Raw genomic sequence first — 15,209 nt, 5'->3', positions numbered from 1 at the left:
GCGACGCTCCGGTGCAATACCGATGCGTCGCATGCTGGCCGGGCACCGGGCCCGGCGACATCCCTAGCAGGGGCCTGCCGGGGACGGATTTGTTAGCAGCCGTATGGCGGGGTTCTCAGCCCGGCGCGCTGGCGGCGCGGGCGTTGTGCTTCTTGCGGTGGATGTCGCGGCTGGCGCCGTCCTGCATGGCCGTGATGCGGCGACGCTCCTTGGCCGTCACGGTGCCGTCGGCCTTGGCCTTGGCCTCGGCGTTGTCGACGCGGCCCTGCTCCTTCTCGAGGCGCTGGGTCTCGTGGGCGGTCAGGCTGCCGTTCTCGGCGCCCTGGGCGATGCGGGCCTGCTGGCGGGCTTCGCGCTTGTCGATGCGCGGCGTGTTGGTGCCGGGGGCCGAGGCGGCGGGGGCCTGGGCAAAGGCGCTGGCGCCGGCCAGGGTCAACAGGGCAATCAGGGCTTTGTGAGTGGTCTTCATCGAGGGCTCCTTGGGGTGTTGGGTTGCAAGGCCCGTCCACAACGAAGCCCTTGTAACAGCGGCCGACATGACTCGCGTAAAGAAGCTTGTCCTTCCCTTGCAATGCCTGACGAGAGGCTTTCTAGAATCGGGTCATGATCGCCGTCGAACCCACCCTGGCCCGCCTGGCCACCGCCCGCTCGCAACTGCTGGAGCCCTTCGGCCTGACCGAGGCCTCGCTGTCGCAGGCGTTGCGCCTCATCACCGAGCATCGCGTCGATGACGCCGACCTCTATTTCCAGACCACGCGCGCCGAGGGCTGGAGCCTGGAGGAGGGCATCGTCAAGAGCGGGTCCTTCAGCATCGACCAGGGCGTCGGCGTGCGCGCCGTGGCGGGGGAGAAGACGGCATTCGCCTATTCGGACGACATCTCGCTGGACTCGCTGCTGGATGCGGCGCGCACCGTGCGCACCATCGCCGCGGCCGGCCAGAGCAAGAAGGTGCAGGTGCCGTCGCAGGGCCGCGTGGCCGGCAGCCGCGAGCTCTACGGCGTGTCCGACCCCATCGCGAGTCTGGACAGTTCGGCAAAAGTCGCGCTGCTGGAGCGCACCGAGAAGATGGCCCGCGCCAAGGATCCGCGCGTCGCGCAAGTGATGGCCGGCCTGGCGGCCGAGCATGAGGTGGTGCTGATCGCCCGCGCCGACGGTACGCTGGCGGCGGATGTGCGCCCCCTGGTGCGCCTGTCCATCACGGTGATCGCCGAGAGCAACGGCCGCCGCGAGGTGGGCTCGGGCGGCGGCGGCGGGCGCTTTGGCCTGGCCTATTTCACCGACGAGATGATCGCCAGCTATGTCGAGCAGGCCGTGCATGCGGCGCTGACGAATCTGGAGAGCCGCCCCGCGCCGGCCGGCGAGATGGTCGTCGTCGTCGGCCCGGGCTGGCCCGGGGTGCTGCTGCACGAGGCCGTGGGCCATGGCCTGGAAGGCGACTTCAACCGCAAGGGCTCCAGCGCCTTCGCCGGCCGCATCGGCCAGCGTGTGGCCGCCAAGGGCGTGACGGTGCTGGACGACGGCACCCTCCCCGACCGCCGCGGTTCGCTCAACGTCGACGACGAGGGCTGCGCCAGCCAGCGCAATGTGCTGATCGAGGACGGCATCCTGAAGGGCTATATCCAGGACGCGATGAATGCGCGCCTGATGAAGGTCGCCCCCACCGGCAACGGCCGCCGCGAAAGCTATGCCCATGTGCCCATGCCGCGCATGACCAACACCTACATGCTGGGCGGCAAGGACGACCCCCAGGAGATCGTCGCGTCGATCAAGAAGGGCCTGTACGCCACCAACTTCGGCGGCGGCCAGGTCGACATCACCAGCGGCAAGTTCGTGTTCTCCGCCAGCGAGGCCTACTGGGTCGAGAACGGCAAGATCCAGTACCCCGTCAAGGGCGCCACCATCATCGGCAACGGCCCCGACGCGCTGACCCGCGTCAGCATGATCGGCAACGACATGGCCCTGGACACGGGTGTGGGCGTCTGCGGCAAGGAAGGCCAGAGCGTGCCGGTGGGGGTGGGGCAGCCGACGCTGCGGATCGATGGGCTGACGGTGGGCGGGACGGCCTGATCTTGCAGCGCTACGAGCTGTGGCAGGACGGTGAGCAGCTGAGTTTTTTCCCGGCATCGCATGAGGGCATGCGGCGCCTGCTCGGGCCTTCAGCCGTCAAGCTGTGGGAGTGCGAGGCGGCCAGCTGGGAAGAAGCCCAGGCGTTGAAGCATGAGCACCTGGGCTGGGAACCCTACCTGCCCTTGCAACAGCCCTAGAGACTCACGCCACCACCTTCACGCTCAACAGCGGCAAGCCCGCAATCGATCCTTCCATCAGGTCGCCGGGCACCACCGGCCCCACGTTCTCCGGCGTGCCGCTGAAGATGATGTCGCCCGGCATCAGCTCGAAAGCCTGGGACAGCTGGGCGATCTGCTCGGCGACGTTCCAGATCATCTGGTTCAGGTTGGCGTCCTGCTTGACCTGGCCGTTGACCTTGAGCGTGATGGCGCCCTGCGTGAAATGGCCGACCTGGGCGACGCGGTGGATGGGGCCGATGGGCGCGGAGCGGTCAAAGCTCTTGCCGATCTCCCAGGGCTTCTTCTGGTCGCCCATGCCGCGCTGCAGGTCGCGGCGCGTCATGTCCAGGCCCACCGCGTAGCCGTAGACCAGGTCCAGGGCCTTGTCGACGGGGACGTTGCGACCGCCCTTGTGCAGAGCCGCCACCAGTTCCAGCTCGTAGTGGTAGTTCCTGGTCAGCGGTGGATAGGGGTGGTTGGTCGAGCTGCCCGGCGCCACGAACTGCACCGCGTCGCTGGGCTTCTGGAAGAAGAAGGGCGGCTCGCGCGTCGGGTCCGAGCCCATCTCGCGGGCATGGGCGGCGTAGTTGCGGCCTATGCAGTAGATGCGCCGCACCGGGAAGACCTCGCTGCTGCCCGCAATGGGCACCGAGGGCTGGGCGACCGTGAAGGGCGAGGCGGTCGAAGGGGCCGTCGGGGGGCTCGCGCAACCGGTGGCCGCGAGGCCGGTGACGGCGGCGCCCAGGGCATGGCGTCTTTGCATGGGGGTCTCCAGGCAGTGAGACGACGATTGACGGCGAAGCGTTGACCTGGGTCAAGCCGGGCTTGCCCGCTGCCGAAAGCTCATTCCGGCCGGCGTGCTAGATTCCGTTCCCATGTCCCGCGCCGCATTTTTTAGCTTTTGGTTTTTTCCCCGCCCCGGCGGTGGAGAGTCCTGAGCGCGCGCGCTGAACACAGAACTCCCCAAAAACCGCCGAGGCCGCCAAGCCCGGCGGTTTTTTGTTTGCTGAAAGGCCCTTGCCGTGAACGCCAAAGTCTCCTCCGTCGAACCCGAAGCCCAGCGCTGGTACTCCCAGGACGACAAGACCAGCGCCACCGATGACGAGCGCATCGTCGACGTCACGCCGCTGCCGCCGCCCGAGCACCTGATCCGCTTCTTCCCCATCCGCGGTACGGCGATGGAAAACCTGATCGGCCAGACCCGCCAGCGCATCCGCCGCATCATGAGCGGCGAGGACGACCGCCTGCTGGTCGTCATCGGCCCCTGCTCCATCCACGATCCCAATGCGGCCATCGAGTACGCCCGCCGCCTCAAGGCCGAGCGCGAGAAGTACGCCGACACGCTGGAAATCGTCATGCGCGTCTACTTCGAGAAGCCGCGCACCACCGTCGGCTGGAAGGGGCTGATCAACGACCCCTATCTGGACGAGAGCTACCGCATCGACGAGGGCCTGCGCATCGCGCGCCAGTTGCTGCTGGAGATCAATCGCCTGGGCGTGCCGGCCGGCTCGGAGTTCCTGGACGTCATCTCGCCGCAGTACATCGGCGACCTGATCGCCTGGGGCGCCATCGGCGCGCGCACGACCGAGAGCCAGGTGCACCGCGAGCTGGCCTCGGGCCTGTCGGCGCCCATCGGCTTCAAGAACGGCACCGACGGCAACATCAAGATCGCCACCGATGCCATCCAGGCCGCGGCGCGTGGCCACCACTTCCTGTCGGTGCACAAGAACGGCCAGGTCGCCATCGTCGAGACGCGCGGTAATGCCGACTGCCACGTCATCCTGCGCGGCGGCAAGGCGCCGAACTACGACGCCAGGAGCGTGGCCGAGGCCTGTGCCGACCTGGCCAAGTCCAAGCTGCCCGAGCGCCTGATGGTGGACTGCTCGCACGCCAACTCCAGCAAGCAGCACCAGCGCCAGCTGGACGTGGCCCGCGACATCGCCGGCCAGATGCGCGAGGGCGGCAAGAGCATCTTTGGCGTCATGGTGGAGAGCCATCTGAACGACGGCGCCCAGAAGTTCACGCCGGGCAAGGACGACCCCGCGGCCCTGGAATACGGCAAGAGTATCACCGACGCCTGCCTGGGCTGGGACGACTCCCTGGCCGTGCTGGACGTGCTGTCCCAGGCAGTCAAGGCGCGGCGCTGACACAATCGGCGGCCATGCAAGCCCGGATCACCGTCATCTTCGAGACCGGTGCGCCTGTCGACATCCAGCTCGACGGCACCGAAGTGTTGAGCTTCGAGGCGGCGCGCCGCTGGCTGGACGAGAACTTCGTCCGCCTGGAATGCGAGCCTCTGCGTGGCTCCGGCAAGGTGCTGCTGGCCGACAAGCTGGTCGGCATCGCGCTGGCCGCCGGCCCGACGGCCTTTGCCGACCAGGCCTGGGCGCTGGACTACGCCCGTGCCGCGGCCGGCGCCCTGTCCAAGGCGCTGATCAAGGTCGACGTGCCGCGCCTGGCGGTTTCGTATTAGCGGCCTGCTTCGGCGTGCAGCTCGTCAAGGCTCGGGAAAGTGGATGTGCTGGCGCCGGTCAGCGGGAAGTACATGACGTCGCTGCGCAGCATGTATTTGGTGCCTGCCGTAACGACCGAGCCGCGATGGCGCAGCCGGTGCGGGAAGAAGACCACGTCGCCTTCCTCGCCCTGCACGTCAATCAACTGGCCGTCCGCGTCGAAGGTGGTGGCACCGCCCTCGTAGCTGCCGTTGAGGTAGATCAGCAGCGTCAACAGGCTGCGCTCGCCGTTGCTGCGGTCATAGGGGCCGTCCACATGCCAGTCGAACTTCTGCGCGGCCGTGTAGCGGTAGAAACGGAAGCGCTCGTTGAGGCCGGCGATGCCGCGCGCCATCCAGACCGGCGGCAGGTCCAGCGCCACCTGGCGCCACACGGCGTGGGCGAGGTCGTCGCTGTCGAAGATGACGCGGTCGTTGTTGCGCACTTCGCTCTCCAGCTTCGCGCCGGTCAGCGTGTTGATGGTGGCCGGCTCGAAGCCGAAGCCTTCGGCCTGGGCGATGAAGCGCCGGCAGTCGTCGGCGGCGAAGACCTGGGAGAGCCGGTGGATGCCGTGCCCGTAGTTGTGGAGAGTCGCCATGGCGGGAATGGGTTTACGCTGCCGGGCCTTGAAACCCGACGGACTGGCCCCAACTGGGCGCCCGTCGGGCGAAACAGCCCCAGATCCTCAAGATTCTCCATTGCCATGACCAAGCAAACCCACGCCTTCCAGGCCGAAGTCAAGCAGATCCTGCACCTCGTCACGCACTCGCTGTACTCCAACAAGGAAATCTTCCTGCGCGAGCTGGTGTCCAACGCCAGTGACGCCTGCGACAAGCTGCGCTTCGAGGCCCTGGACGACGCGGCGCTGTGGGAAGACAACCCCAACCTCGAAGTGCGCGTCAGCTTCGATGAGGCGGCCAAGACGCTGACCATCAGCGACAACGGCATCGGCATGAGCGCCGACGAGGCCGCCTCGCATCTGGGCACCATCGCCAAGAGCGGCACGCGCGAGTTCATGGCCAAGCTGGAAGGCGACCAGAAGAAGGACGCCCAGCTCATCGGCCAGTTCGGCGTGGGCTTCTATTCGGGCTTCATCGTTGCCGACCGCATCACCGTCGAGACGCGTCGCGCCGGTCTGCCGGTCGACCAGGCCGTGCGCTGGAGCAGCGAAGGCACGGGCGAATACGAGCTCGAGACCATCACCAAGGCCGGCCGCGGCACCGACGTCATCCTGCACCTGCGCGATGGCGAGGAAGAATTCCTGAAGACCTGGCGCGTCAAGTCGACCATCGCCAAGTACAGCGACCACATCTCCCTGCCCATCCTGATGAAGAAGGAAGAGTGGGACGCCGACAACGCCAAGCAGGTCATCCTCGACGAGTGGGAGCCGGTCAACAAGGCCTCGGCCCTGTGGAGCCGCAGCAAGAGCGAAGTCACCCAGGAACAGTACGAAGAGTTCTACAAGCAGATCAGCCACGACAGCGACGCGCCGCTGGCCTACACCCACAACCGCGTGGAAGGCCGCAGCGAGTACACGCAGCTGCTCTACATCCCGGCCAAGGCGCCCTTCGACCTGTGGAACCGCGACAAGCGCGGCGGCGTGAAGCTCTACGTGAAGCGCGTCTTCATCATGGACGACGCCGAGGCGCTGATGCCGGTCTACCTGCGCTTCGTCAAGGGCGTCATCGACTCGGCCGACCTGCCGCTGAACGTCTCCCGTGAGCTGCTGCAGGAAAGCCGCGACGTGAAGGCCATCCGCGAGGGTTCCACCAAGCGCGTGCTGGGCATGCTGGAGAGCCTGGCCAACAGCGAGGATGAGGCCGAGCGCGCCAAGTACGCTGCCTTCTGGACCGACTTCGGCCAGGTGCTGAAGGAAGGCATCGGCGAAGACCATCAGAACCAGGAGCGCCTGGCCAAGCTGTTCCGCTTCGCGTCCACGCATGCCGACAGCGGCATCAGCCTGGCCGACTACCTGGGCCGCATGAAGGAAGGCCAGGAGGTCATCTACTACATCACCGCCGATTCACTGGCCGCCGCCAAGCACAGCCCGCAGCTGGAGCTCTTCCGCAAGAAGGGCATCGAGGTGCTGCTGCTGGTGGACCGCGTCGACGAGTGGATGCTCAGCCACCTCTACGAGTTCGAAGGCAAGACCCTGCAGTCCGTCGCCAAGGGCGCCGTCGACCTGGGCAAGCTGCTCGACGAAGACGAGAAGAAGAAGGCCGAAGAGACCGCCGAAAGTCTGAAGCCGCTGCTGGACAAGCTCAAGGACGCCCTGAAGGACCGTGCCAAGGACGTGCGCGTGACGACCCGCCTCGTCGATTCGCCCGCCTGCATCGTCGTGGAAGAGGGCGACATGAGCGGCCACCTGGCGCGCCTGCTCAAGCAGGCCGGCCAGACCGCGCCCGAATCCAAGCCGACGCTGGAGATCAACGCCGAGCATGCGCTGGTGAAGAAGCTCGAGGGCAATGCCCACTTCGACGACCTGGCCCAGGTGCTGTTCGACCAGGCCGTGCTCGCCGAGGGCGGCCACCTGGAAGACCCGGCCGCCTATGTGAAGCGCGTCAATGCGCTGCTGACGGGCTGACGCCGGGCATGGGGTCCAGTTCGCGATCACCGGCGGTGAAGGCGAACTGGCGAGCGCGCTAATGGTCGGGCGCGCCGGCTAATTGATGCGCCGCCCGGCGCTCTTTACGCTGCCCGAGGCAACCACACCTCGGAGACAGCATGGCCATTCCTACACGCATCCTTGCAGCGTTGATCGCACTTGCCGCCGGCCTGGCGGCGCTGCCGGCGGCGCTCGCTCAAACCCCGCCCAAGGTCAGGAACGTCGTCCTCGTCCATGGCCTCTATGCCGATGGTTCGAGCTGGGCCAAGGTCATTCCGTTGCTGCAAAAGGCCGGGCTGAACGTGACGGCCGTGCAGAACCCGACCACCTCGCTGGCCGACGATGTCGACGCCGCGCGTCGCGCGCTGGCCCAGCAGGACGGTCCCACCGTGCTGGTCGGCCATTCCTACGGCGGCATGGTCATTTCGGAAGCGGGCGCCGACGCCAAGGTGTCGGCCCTCGTCTATGTCGCCGCGCGTGCGCCCGACGCCGGCGAGGACTATCCGGCTCTCGCCAAGACCTTCCCCGCGGCACCCGCAGGCAAGGGCCTGATCTGGGGCAGCGATGGCTTCGGCCAGCTGTCCGAGGAGGCCTTCGTCCGCGACTTCGCTGGCGACCTCGATCCGGCTCTTGCCCGCGTCTACTACGCGACCCAGCAGCGCGTCGGCCGGCCGGTCACCACGGCGAAGACGACGGTGGCGGCGTGGCGCGCCAAGCCGTCCTGGTATGTCGTGTCCAGGCAGGACCGCACCATCGATCCTGACTTCCAGCGCTTCATGGCCAAGCGCATGGGCGCGACGACCACCGAGCTCGACGCGAGCCATGTGTCGATGATTTCGCGGCCGGAAGAGATCGCGCAGGTCATCCTGGCGGCGTCGCGCATCCAGCCGGCGCAGTGACCGCGCGGCGGCGCTGAGGTCATCCGCCTTGCGAAGCCGCGACCGCCTTGGCCCCCAGTCGGGGCTTGAGGCGCTCGAGGGCTGCGGCTGCTGCGGTGTAGCCTGCGCTGATGGCGGCTCGCTGTTCGTCCTTGGCCGACAGGCCCGACACGCTGACCACGGGGGCGATCAGCAGGTCGGCTTCGGCCATCTCGGGCGCGGCCACCAAACAGCTCTGCACCCGCATGACGCGCAGCAGGATGGCCGGGGCGGCCAGGCCTTCGCTGCCCGGCCCCTGGCAATAGATGTCCACGGCGATGACGACATCGGCCCCCAGCGCCCGCGCGGCACGCACGGGCACGAGGCTGCTGATGCCGCCGTCCACCAGATGCCCGCCCGGATAGGGCACCGGCACATTGATGCCGGGCACGGCGGCGGAGGCCTGGGCCGCGGCGCCCGGCGAGCCGCTGTCCAGCAGCACGGCGTGGCCGCTCTGCAGGTCGGTGGCAATGGCTGCGAAGCGGCGCGGGAAGTTCTGGATGGGAGCGCCGGCCGTGATCTGCTCGACCCAGCGCGCGATGTTGTCGCCGCGCATGAGGCCGCTGCGGCTGGCGGTGAGGTCGACCAGCGACGCCAGCTTGACGTTGCTCGCGATGGTCTCGATCTGCGCCGCCGACAGGCCGCTGGCATAGGCCGCGCCCACCACGGCGCCGGCCGAAGTGCCGACGACGATGTCGGGCTGGATGCCGGCCTCCTCCAGCGCGCGCAGCACGCCCAGGTGGGCGAAGCCGCGCAGGCCGCCGCCGCCCAGCGCGAGGGCGACGGTCGGGCGGTGCGGGTCTGTCCTCGTGGGCGGCGTGATGTCCGTGACCGGGCGCGGGCTCAGCGGCCGGGGCGCCGTCGGTGGCAGGCTGGCGCAACCGCCCATCCAGATCGCCGACAGGACGGCCAGGGCGAGGGTGCCGAAGAAGGGGGATCGCTTCATGGAGACTCCCGGGATGGGGGTGAGGGCTGGCGGGCCTCAGGCCGCGTTGGCCAGGGCGATGGCGTCGGCCCCGGCCGCGAAGTGCAGGCGCTCGGAGCGGTCGTGGGCGGCCTGCCAGACCGCCTCGGCCACGTCCTGCTCCGTCGTCACCGCGGCCGGCTGGGCGAAGGCCGCGAAGATGGGCTGGGCGAAAGGCTGATAGATCTCGGGGATCAGCCCCTGGATGCGCGCGGCGCCGTTCTCGGCGAAGCGGGTCGTCGGTGCATAGCCCGGCTCGACCAGCTTGACGCGCACGTTGAAGGCGGCCAGTTCGTGGGCCACCGAGCCGGTCAGGCCAGTGATGGCCGTCTTGCTGGCCGTGTAGACGCCGGCCAGCGGCATGGCGGCCAGCGTGGCGCTGGACGTCACATTGACGATGACACCGGCGCGGCGCTCGCGGAACTGCGGGATGACGGCCTGCATCAGGGCCATGACGCCGAAGGTGTTGGTCTCGAACACCTCGCGCGCGGTGGCCAGGGGCGTCGCCTCGAAGGCCCCGACCACGCCGATGCCGGCGTTGTTGACGAGCACGTCGATGGGGCCGGCGGCCCAGACGGCCGCGGCGATGCTGTCGGGCCGGGTCACGTCCAGGGCCAGCACGCGCAGGCGGTCCGATGCGGGCAGCAGGTTTTCGTGCGGGGTGCGCATGGTGGCGATGACCTTCCAGCCCTGGGCGAGGAAGTGATGGGCGGTGGCCAGGCCGTAGCCCGAGGAGCAGCCGGTGATGAGGACGGTTTTCATGAGGGGTTCCTTGCAGGGTGGGTAGAGAGGACCTCACGATATCCAGCGGTTTCAGGACGATATATATGCAATCGTCTTGGGATTTTTAGCCAAAGTCCAAAGTGCGTCAGAATCCGGCCATGAGCGACCCCCTCACCGAAGTGGTCCGGCTGCTGCAGCCGCGGGCCGTCTTCGCCAACCCCATCAGCGGCAAGGGCGAGTGGGCGGTGCGCTATGCCGAGTACGGCCAGCCCAGCTTCTGCATCATGTTGACGGGCAGCTGCCTGCTGGCGGTGGACGGGCATGAGCCGGTGACGTTGGCGGCGGGTGACTTCGTGCTGCTGCCCAGCACGCCGCCGTTCACCATTTCCAGCTTCGGCCCAGCGCCTGTGGTTCACATCGACCCCAGGTTGGTGCCGGGTGGCAATGGCGAGCGGCGCCATGGTGACTTGGAAGGCGAGCCCGACATGCGCTCCCTGGGCGGGGCCTTTTTGTTCGGCGGCGCCGATCCCGGGCTGCTGGTCTCCCTGCTGCCGCGGGTCGTCCACGTCCAGGGCTCGCAGCGCCTGGCCCAGCTCGTAGGCATGGTGGGCGAGGAGTACGAAGGCCGGCAGCCGGGCAACGAATACATGCTGTCGCGCCTGGTGGGCATGCTGCTCGTCGAGGCCATGCGCTGGACGACGGCGGGCAGTGCCCCGCCCGGGCTGCTGCGCGGGCTGGGCGACGAGCGGCTGGCGCCGGCCCTCAGGCAACTGCACGCCCGGGTCGACCACGCCTGGACGGTGGAGCAACTGGCCCAGGTCGCGGCCCTGTCCCGCTCGGCCTTCTTCGACCGCTTCACCCGCACGGTGGGGGCCTCGCCCATGGCCTATCTGCTGGGCTGGCGCATGGAGATCGCCAAAGGCCTGCTGCGCCAGCAGGGCCTGGCCGTCGCCGAGGTGGCAGAGCGCGTCGGCTACGGATCGACCAGCACCTTCAGCGTGGCCTTCTCCCGCCACGTCGGGCAGTCGCCCAGCCGGTTTGCTCGCGCGGGCTAGCCGGCCCTCCGCATTCCCGCGGGCCTGGCTTTGCCGTCTTTACGTGGTTTTGTGACGGTTTTGAGACAACTCCCGGCATCGCGGGACTTCCGCCCAGGCCGGCTCGCCGCTAATCTCCTACGGGTTTTTACCGAGTTTCTGACTAGATGGTCCAGTTTGAGTTCAGCGAGCCCGTTGCGCCTGTTCCGGCAGCCATGGTCACCCGCCGCCTGGTGCTGCGCCCGCCTCGGGACGGCGATCTGGACATGCTGGCGGATCTGCACGCCGACCCGGCCGTGAACCGCTTCTGCGCGGCTGCGACGCCACAGGGCCGCGAGGCGGTGCAGGCGCAATTGCAGAGCTGGATCAACCACTGGCAGACGCGCGGCTTCGGTCACTGGGCCATCGCCGAGCGCGAGCAACCCGACAATCTGATCGGTTTCGGCGGCCTGATGCACCGCAGCGTCGCCGGCCACGCGGGCCTCTACCTCTACTACCGCATCACGCCCCAGGCCTGGGGCCGCGGCCTGGCGTCCGAGATGGCCCAGTACGCGATCACGCAGGCCTTCGAGCAGCACCACGAAGGCGCCGTCGTCGCCGCCGTGCTGCCGAGCAACGCCCCCACCCGCAAGACCCTGGAGAACCTGGGCCTGCGCATCAAGGGCTCGCTGGCCGATGGCCCTGGCAGCGCCGCGGCCCTGCTTTATGAACTGGGCGCTGACCGCTGGGCCACGCTGCCGCGCGGCGAGCCCGAGGCGGTCGCCTTCGCCGCCTGACCTCAGCGATCAATCAATCGGCCAGACCGGCCGCGGCAGGTGCTTGAAGGGCAGGCTGCCGATATTGGCCTGCAGGCTGCCGGGTGAGTCGGCATAGACCACCGCCGCGGCCATCGCATCGAAGCCCGAGCGGAAGTGCTGAGTCGACTTCACCACCACCAGTCGCTTGGCCGCCGGGTTGATGCCCAGCTGGGTGAAGCATTCGGCCGAGAACACCTGCTGGCGGATGCTGTTCAGCACGATGTCGATGCCTTGCGCTCGCACCGCCACTGACGGGCCGAGCGGATCGGTACCGCCCGGCGTCAGGCTGCGCTGACGCGCATCGGCGCGGCAGGCCAGCACTTCCACTTCCAGATCCACCGGGTCGCCCGACATCGGTCCCACCTTGCCGCCTATGCGCAGCGGCAGCCGCGCGCCGACGCCGGCCGAGGTCGCGATGGCCACGGCCTGCGGGTCCCAGATCATGCCGAGGGCCACGTCGCGGATGCCGCGCTCCAGCAGCTCGCGCAGCACGAAGGTGCTGTCGCCTGCCGCGCCGCCGCCGGCGTTGTCGGCCGTGTCGGCGAGCACGACGGGACCGGGGCGGGCAAGACGCATCTCGGCTTCGGCCGCATCCAGTGCATCCTTCAGCGGCAGCCGTTTGGCCGCGGCCGTTTCGCGGATGCCATAGAAGGCCTCGGCGAGTTCCTCCAGCAAGTCCTCCGCCACGCCCACCGCGGCCGGCGAGTCCTCTGCCAGCACCAGCACGGTCGCGCAGGTGTGGGGCGTGTCCGCCCAGGGAAAACCGTGCAGCACCGACACCGACAGGATGCCCGGCAGACGGTCCTCGCTGTCCTTGAGCCGCGCGACGAAGTCGCTCATCGGCGCGACCGTGGTGCCGAAGATGCCCAGCAGCGGCACGCGCTTCCAGTGCGCCTTGATCGCCAGGTCGCCGCGAACCATGGCGCCCAGCATGGCGTGCAGCTCCTCGCCGCGGGCGGCGTAGTCGATGTGCGGGTACTCCTTGCAGGCGACCAGCGCCGCGCCCGACTCCAGCATGGCCGGGCTCAGGTTGCAATGCAGATCCAGCAGGGCGCCCAGCGGCACCTTGGGGCCGATGAGCTCGCGCACCCGCATCAGCAGATCGCCCTCGCAGTCGTGATAGCCCTCGGCCAGCATGGCGCCGTGCAGCACCAGCAGCACGGCGTCGACCGGCCCCTGGCTCATGGATGCGCGCAGGTCGCCCAGCAGCTCGTCGCGCAGAGACTCGTAGTCGGCGCGGGACAGCGGCCCCGACGGCTGGGCTTCGGCATACAGCCCCGGCAGCAGTGTGTCGCCCTGGCGCGCCGCGGCCGCGACGACGCCCATCAGGTTGGGCTGGGCCGCCACCTGCTGCAGCGCGCGTGGGTCGCTGCGGTGGATCAGCACGCCTTCGCGGAAGGACTGCACGCTGGTGGGCAGGGGCGAGAAGCTGCTGGTCTCGTGCACCAGCCCGCCGAGGAAGAGCCGCATGGGCTTCGCGTTCATTTCAGTACCACTGGTTGAAGCTGATCAGATGATGGTTCAGGCTGACGATCAGCAGCACGGCGAAGGACAGGACCCAGACGATGGCCAGGGCCTTGGTCGCCTTGCCAACCGTCTTCAAGACATTGCGAGCGTAGAGGCCAGACACGATCAAGCCACCGACGGCCGACACTGCCAGCGCCAGCTGCGCCAGCGGCAGCAACAGCGCCGTGTCGCCCAGGCTTTCCAGCAGTGACACCACCACGCCCCACAGCCCCAGGGCCACCATCACGCCGACGCTGGCGCTGCGCACCCAGGTGACCTGCCTGGGTGGTGGCACGGCCACGTGGTAGCGGCGGCGCAGCACGGCGGCGATGGGCCAGAGCAGCACGGTCAGCAGCAGCGTGACGATGGACAGGCCCGTCAGCACGAGCACCGTGGTGCTCGCCATGAAGGGCACCGGCTCGAAGATGAAGGCGAAGACATAGGGCTCCAGACCCCAGTGCCTGACCTTGCCGTTCTCGACCACGGCCTGCAGCCGGCGCTTGCCGTGCTCCTCCTCCCAGAAATAGGGCTTCACTTCGCGGTAGTTGCTACGCGAGCCGGCCAGCTCGATGGACAGGCGGCCGTCCTCCAGGGCCTGGACCTTGACCGGGCTCAGCAGCTGCAGCACCGACAGCCAGGTCGAGTCCTCGCGGCGGGTGTTGCGGTAGTTGCCGGCCATCTGCTGGGCATGCTGCTTGGCGGTGGCCTCGTCCACTTCCGGCTTGGTGGCCGGGCGCTGGTCGGGCAGGTAGCGATCGGCGAAGGCCTCGAACAGCTTGTCGCGCAGCCAGCCGCCCTGGCGTTCGTGGCCGGGTGCGTTGACCGAGATGTAGAGGCCGATGCCGTCGTCCACAAACAGCAGCAGGTCGCTGTGGAAGAGCACGGTGTCGCCGCCATGAGCCAGCACGCGGTGGCCGTTGATGTTCTGCTCGTAGAAACCCAGGCCGATGCCCAGCAGGCCGGGCAGCGGCCGGGTCAGCTGGCTGTGCATCAGCTTGACCGTCTCGGGCTTGAGGATCTGGGCGTCGCCGAGCTTGCCCTGTCCCAGGTAGGCCAGCATGAAGCGGCCCATGTCGGCGCCGGTGGACGACAGGCTGCCGGCCGGCGGCATGCTGATGACTTCGAAGCCCTTGGGCTTCTCATCCCAGGTCATATAGCCCTGCGACATCTGGCCCTTCAGCGCCTCGGGCAGGGGCTGGCGGAACGTCGACTGCTTCATGCCCAGCGGTGCGAAGACCTGCTGGTCCATGTAGTCGTCGAAGGACTTGCCGCTGACGCGCTGCACGATATAGCCGGCCAGCGAGGTCGCGTAGTTGGAATAGCCGGGCGTCGTGCCGGGGTCGTAGACATAGGGCGGGATGTAGGCCTTGAGCACCTTGCCGAGGTCGGGGCCGGCGCTGTCATAGGTCAGCAGGTCGCGCGCCGTTTCCTCCAAGCCCGTCGTGTGCGTCATCACATGGCGCAGCGTCAGCGCCTTGCCGTTGCGGCCCGGGATGGTGAAGTCGATGTACTTGTTGAGGTCGGCGTCGAGGTCGAGCTTGCCCTGCTCGACCAGTTGCATGACGGCCGTCCACGTGAAGAGCTTGGACACCGAGCCGGGGCGGAACAGGGTCTTGTTGGGGTCTACGGGCAAGTTCCTGTCCCAGTCGGCCAGGCCATAGCCCTTCTGCAGCAGGGGCTGGCCGTCCTTGACGACGACAACGACGGCACCGGGCACGCGCGCGTTGCGCAGGGCCGTGGGCACCATGCCGTCGATGAAGGCTTCGACGTCGACGGCCGTCAGCGGCGTGGCCGGCTTGGGCTGGGCAAAGGCGGCCGGCAGCGCGCCGACGCAAAGGGCCAGCGCGGCGATGCGCAGGCGGTTGAACAACGGCTTCATGAGGGCT

At 68.4% G+C, this 15,209-nt stretch carries 15 protein-coding genes; 8 read left to right on the top strand and 7 right to left on the bottom strand.

Annotated features, from left to right (window positions below; translation table 11 throughout):
• Nucleotides 1–115: 115 nt before the first annotated feature.
• A complete protein-coding gene (locus AC3WOE_RS11210; protein ID WP_492690482.1) occupies nt 116–469 on the bottom strand; it encodes a hypothetical protein in 354 nt (117 codons plus the stop codon).
• 134 nt (nt 470–603) lie between these two features.
• Between AC3WOE_RS11210 and tldD the strand changes: the two genes are divergently transcribed.
• Nucleotides 604–2,067 (top strand): metalloprotease TldD, encoded by a 1,464-nt coding sequence (gene tldD / locus AC3WOE_RS11205; RefSeq protein WP_492690481.1) that lies wholly within the window; start codon nt 604–606, stop codon nt 2,065–2,067.
• A 68-nt stretch (nt 2,068–2,135) separates the two neighbouring features.
• Nucleotides 2,136–2,264: a hypothetical protein gene (locus AC3WOE_RS11200; protein WP_492690480.1), complete on the top strand. Its 129-nt coding sequence runs from the start codon at nt 2,136–2,138 to the stop codon at nt 2,262–2,264.
• A 4-nt stretch (nt 2,265–2,268) separates the two neighbouring features.
• On the opposite strand, the gene AC3WOE_RS11195 is transcribed toward AC3WOE_RS11200, so the two are convergent.
• Complete coding sequence (locus tag AC3WOE_RS11195) at nt 2,269–3,048, bottom strand: fumarylacetoacetate hydrolase family protein (protein ID WP_492690479.1); 780 nt, start codon at nt 3,046–3,048, stop codon at nt 2,269–2,271.
• Between the two features lie 259 nt (nt 3,049–3,307).
• Between AC3WOE_RS11195 and AC3WOE_RS11190 the strand changes: the two genes are divergently transcribed.
• The gene (locus tag AC3WOE_RS11190; protein WP_492690478.1) at nt 3,308–4,432 is read left to right on the top strand and encodes a 3-deoxy-7-phosphoheptulonate synthase; all 1,125 of its coding nucleotides are present in this window, start codon (nt 3,308–3,310) and stop codon (nt 4,430–4,432) included.
• 14 nt (nt 4,433–4,446) lie between these two features.
• Nucleotides 4,447–4,758 carry a hypothetical protein gene (locus tag AC3WOE_RS11185; protein ID WP_492690477.1) on the top strand — a complete coding sequence of 104 codons (312 nt, stop codon included), beginning with the start codon at nt 4,447–4,449 and terminating at the stop codon, nt 4,756–4,758.
• Here the strand turns inward: AC3WOE_RS11185 and AC3WOE_RS11180 are convergent.
• Nucleotides 4,755–5,375: a 2OG-Fe(II) oxygenase gene (locus AC3WOE_RS11180; protein ID WP_492690476.1), complete on the bottom strand. Its 621-nt coding sequence runs from the start codon at nt 5,373–5,375 to the stop codon at nt 4,755–4,757. The two genes, AC3WOE_RS11185 and AC3WOE_RS11180, sit on opposite strands and share 4 nt — an antisense overlap.
• 105 nt (nt 5,376–5,480) lie before the next feature.
• On the opposite strand from AC3WOE_RS11180, the gene htpG reads away from it, so the two are divergent.
• The gene (gene htpG, locus AC3WOE_RS11175) at nt 5,481–7,361 is read left to right on the top strand and encodes a molecular chaperone HtpG (protein WP_492690475.1); all 1,881 of its coding nucleotides are present in this window, start codon (nt 5,481–5,483) and stop codon (nt 7,359–7,361) included.
• A gap of 140 nt (nt 7,362–7,501) precedes the next feature.
• On the top strand, nt 7,502–8,281 hold the full coding sequence (locus tag AC3WOE_RS11170; RefSeq protein WP_492690474.1) for an alpha/beta fold hydrolase: 780 nt from the start codon (nt 7,502–7,504) through the stop codon (nt 8,279–8,281).
• 19 nt (nt 8,282–8,300) lie between these two features.
• Here AC3WOE_RS11170 and AC3WOE_RS11165 read toward each other — a convergent pair whose 3' ends face one another.
• Entirely contained in the window at nt 8,301–9,245 is a 945-nt protein-coding gene (locus AC3WOE_RS11165; protein ID WP_492690473.1) for a patatin-like phospholipase family protein, read from the bottom strand.
• A 36-nt stretch (nt 9,246–9,281) separates the two neighbouring features.
• Complete coding sequence (locus AC3WOE_RS11160; protein ID WP_492690472.1) at nt 9,282–10,025, bottom strand: SDR family oxidoreductase; 744 nt, start codon at nt 10,023–10,025, stop codon at nt 9,282–9,284.
• 119 nt (nt 10,026–10,144) lie between these two features.
• Here AC3WOE_RS11160 and AC3WOE_RS11155 point away from each other — a divergent pair, with 119 nt between their 5' ends.
• Complete coding sequence (locus AC3WOE_RS11155; protein ID WP_492690471.1) at nt 10,145–11,041, top strand: AraC family transcriptional regulator; 897 nt, start codon at nt 10,145–10,147, stop codon at nt 11,039–11,041.
• Between the two features lie 194 nt (nt 11,042–11,235).
• Nucleotides 11,236–11,796, top strand: coding sequence for a GNAT family N-acetyltransferase (locus AC3WOE_RS11150; RefSeq protein WP_492690470.1), 561 nt, complete (start codon nt 11,236–11,238; stop codon nt 11,794–11,796).
• A gap of 9 nt (nt 11,797–11,805) precedes the next feature.
• On the opposite strand, the gene AC3WOE_RS11145 is transcribed toward AC3WOE_RS11150, so the two are convergent.
• Entirely contained in the window at nt 11,806–13,302 is a 1,497-nt protein-coding gene (locus AC3WOE_RS11145; protein ID WP_492690469.1) for a M81 family metallopeptidase, read from the bottom strand.
• A 1-nt stretch (nt 13,303) separates the two neighbouring features.
• Entirely contained in the window at nt 13,304–15,202 is a 1,899-nt protein-coding gene (locus AC3WOE_RS11140) for a serine hydrolase domain-containing protein (RefSeq protein ID WP_492690468.1), read from the bottom strand.
• Nucleotides 15,203–15,209 lie beyond the last annotated feature (7 nt).

Source organism: Roseateles sp. FW305-36 (assembly GCF_058787015.1).
This window is presented reverse-complemented; position numbering and strand designations above follow the sequence as displayed.

Bases quoted from the DNA above. Each gene is read 5' to 3' on its own strand.
- AC3WOE_RS11170 (WP_492690474.1), top strand. From the start codon at position 7,502: ATGGCCATTCCTACACGCATCCTTGCAGCGTTGATCGCACTTGCCGCC.
- AC3WOE_RS11165 (WP_492690473.1), bottom strand. From the start codon at position 9,245: ATGAAGCGATCCCCCTTCTTCGGCACCCTCGCCCTGGCCGTCCTGTCG.
- tldD (WP_492690481.1), top strand. From the start codon at position 604: ATGATCGCCGTCGAACCCACCCTGGCCCGCCTGGCCACCGCCCGCTCG.
- AC3WOE_RS11180 (WP_492690476.1), bottom strand. From the start codon at position 5,375: ATGGCGACTCTCCACAACTACGGGCACGGCATCCACCGGCTCTCCCAG.
- AC3WOE_RS11185 (WP_492690477.1), top strand. From the start codon at position 4,447: ATGCAAGCCCGGATCACCGTCATCTTCGAGACCGGTGCGCCTGTCGAC.
- AC3WOE_RS11155 (WP_492690471.1), top strand. From the start codon at position 10,145: ATGAGCGACCCCCTCACCGAAGTGGTCCGGCTGCTGCAGCCGCGGGCC.
- AC3WOE_RS11150 (WP_492690470.1), top strand. From the start codon at position 11,236: ATGGTCACCCGCCGCCTGGTGCTGCGCCCGCCTCGGGACGGCGATCTG.
- AC3WOE_RS11195 (WP_492690479.1), bottom strand. From the start codon at position 3,048: ATGCAAAGACGCCATGCCCTGGGCGCCGCCGTCACCGGCCTCGCGGCC.
- AC3WOE_RS11210 (WP_492690482.1), bottom strand. From the start codon at position 469: ATGAAGACCACTCACAAAGCCCTGATTGCCCTGTTGACCCTGGCCGGC.
- htpG (WP_492690475.1), top strand. From the start codon at position 5,481: ATGACCAAGCAAACCCACGCCTTCCAGGCCGAAGTCAAGCAGATCCTG.
- AC3WOE_RS11145 (WP_492690469.1), bottom strand. From the start codon at position 13,302: ATGAACGCGAAGCCCATGCGGCTCTTCCTCGGCGGGCTGGTGCACGAG.
- AC3WOE_RS11200 (WP_492690480.1), top strand. From the start codon at position 2,136: ATGCGGCGCCTGCTCGGGCCTTCAGCCGTCAAGCTGTGGGAGTGCGAG.
- AC3WOE_RS11160 (WP_492690472.1), bottom strand. From the start codon at position 10,025: ATGAAAACCGTCCTCATCACCGGCTGCTCCTCGGGCTACGGCCTGGCC.
- AC3WOE_RS11140 (WP_492690468.1), bottom strand. From the start codon at position 15,202: ATGAAGCCGTTGTTCAACCGCCTGCGCATCGCCGCGCTGGCCCTTTGC.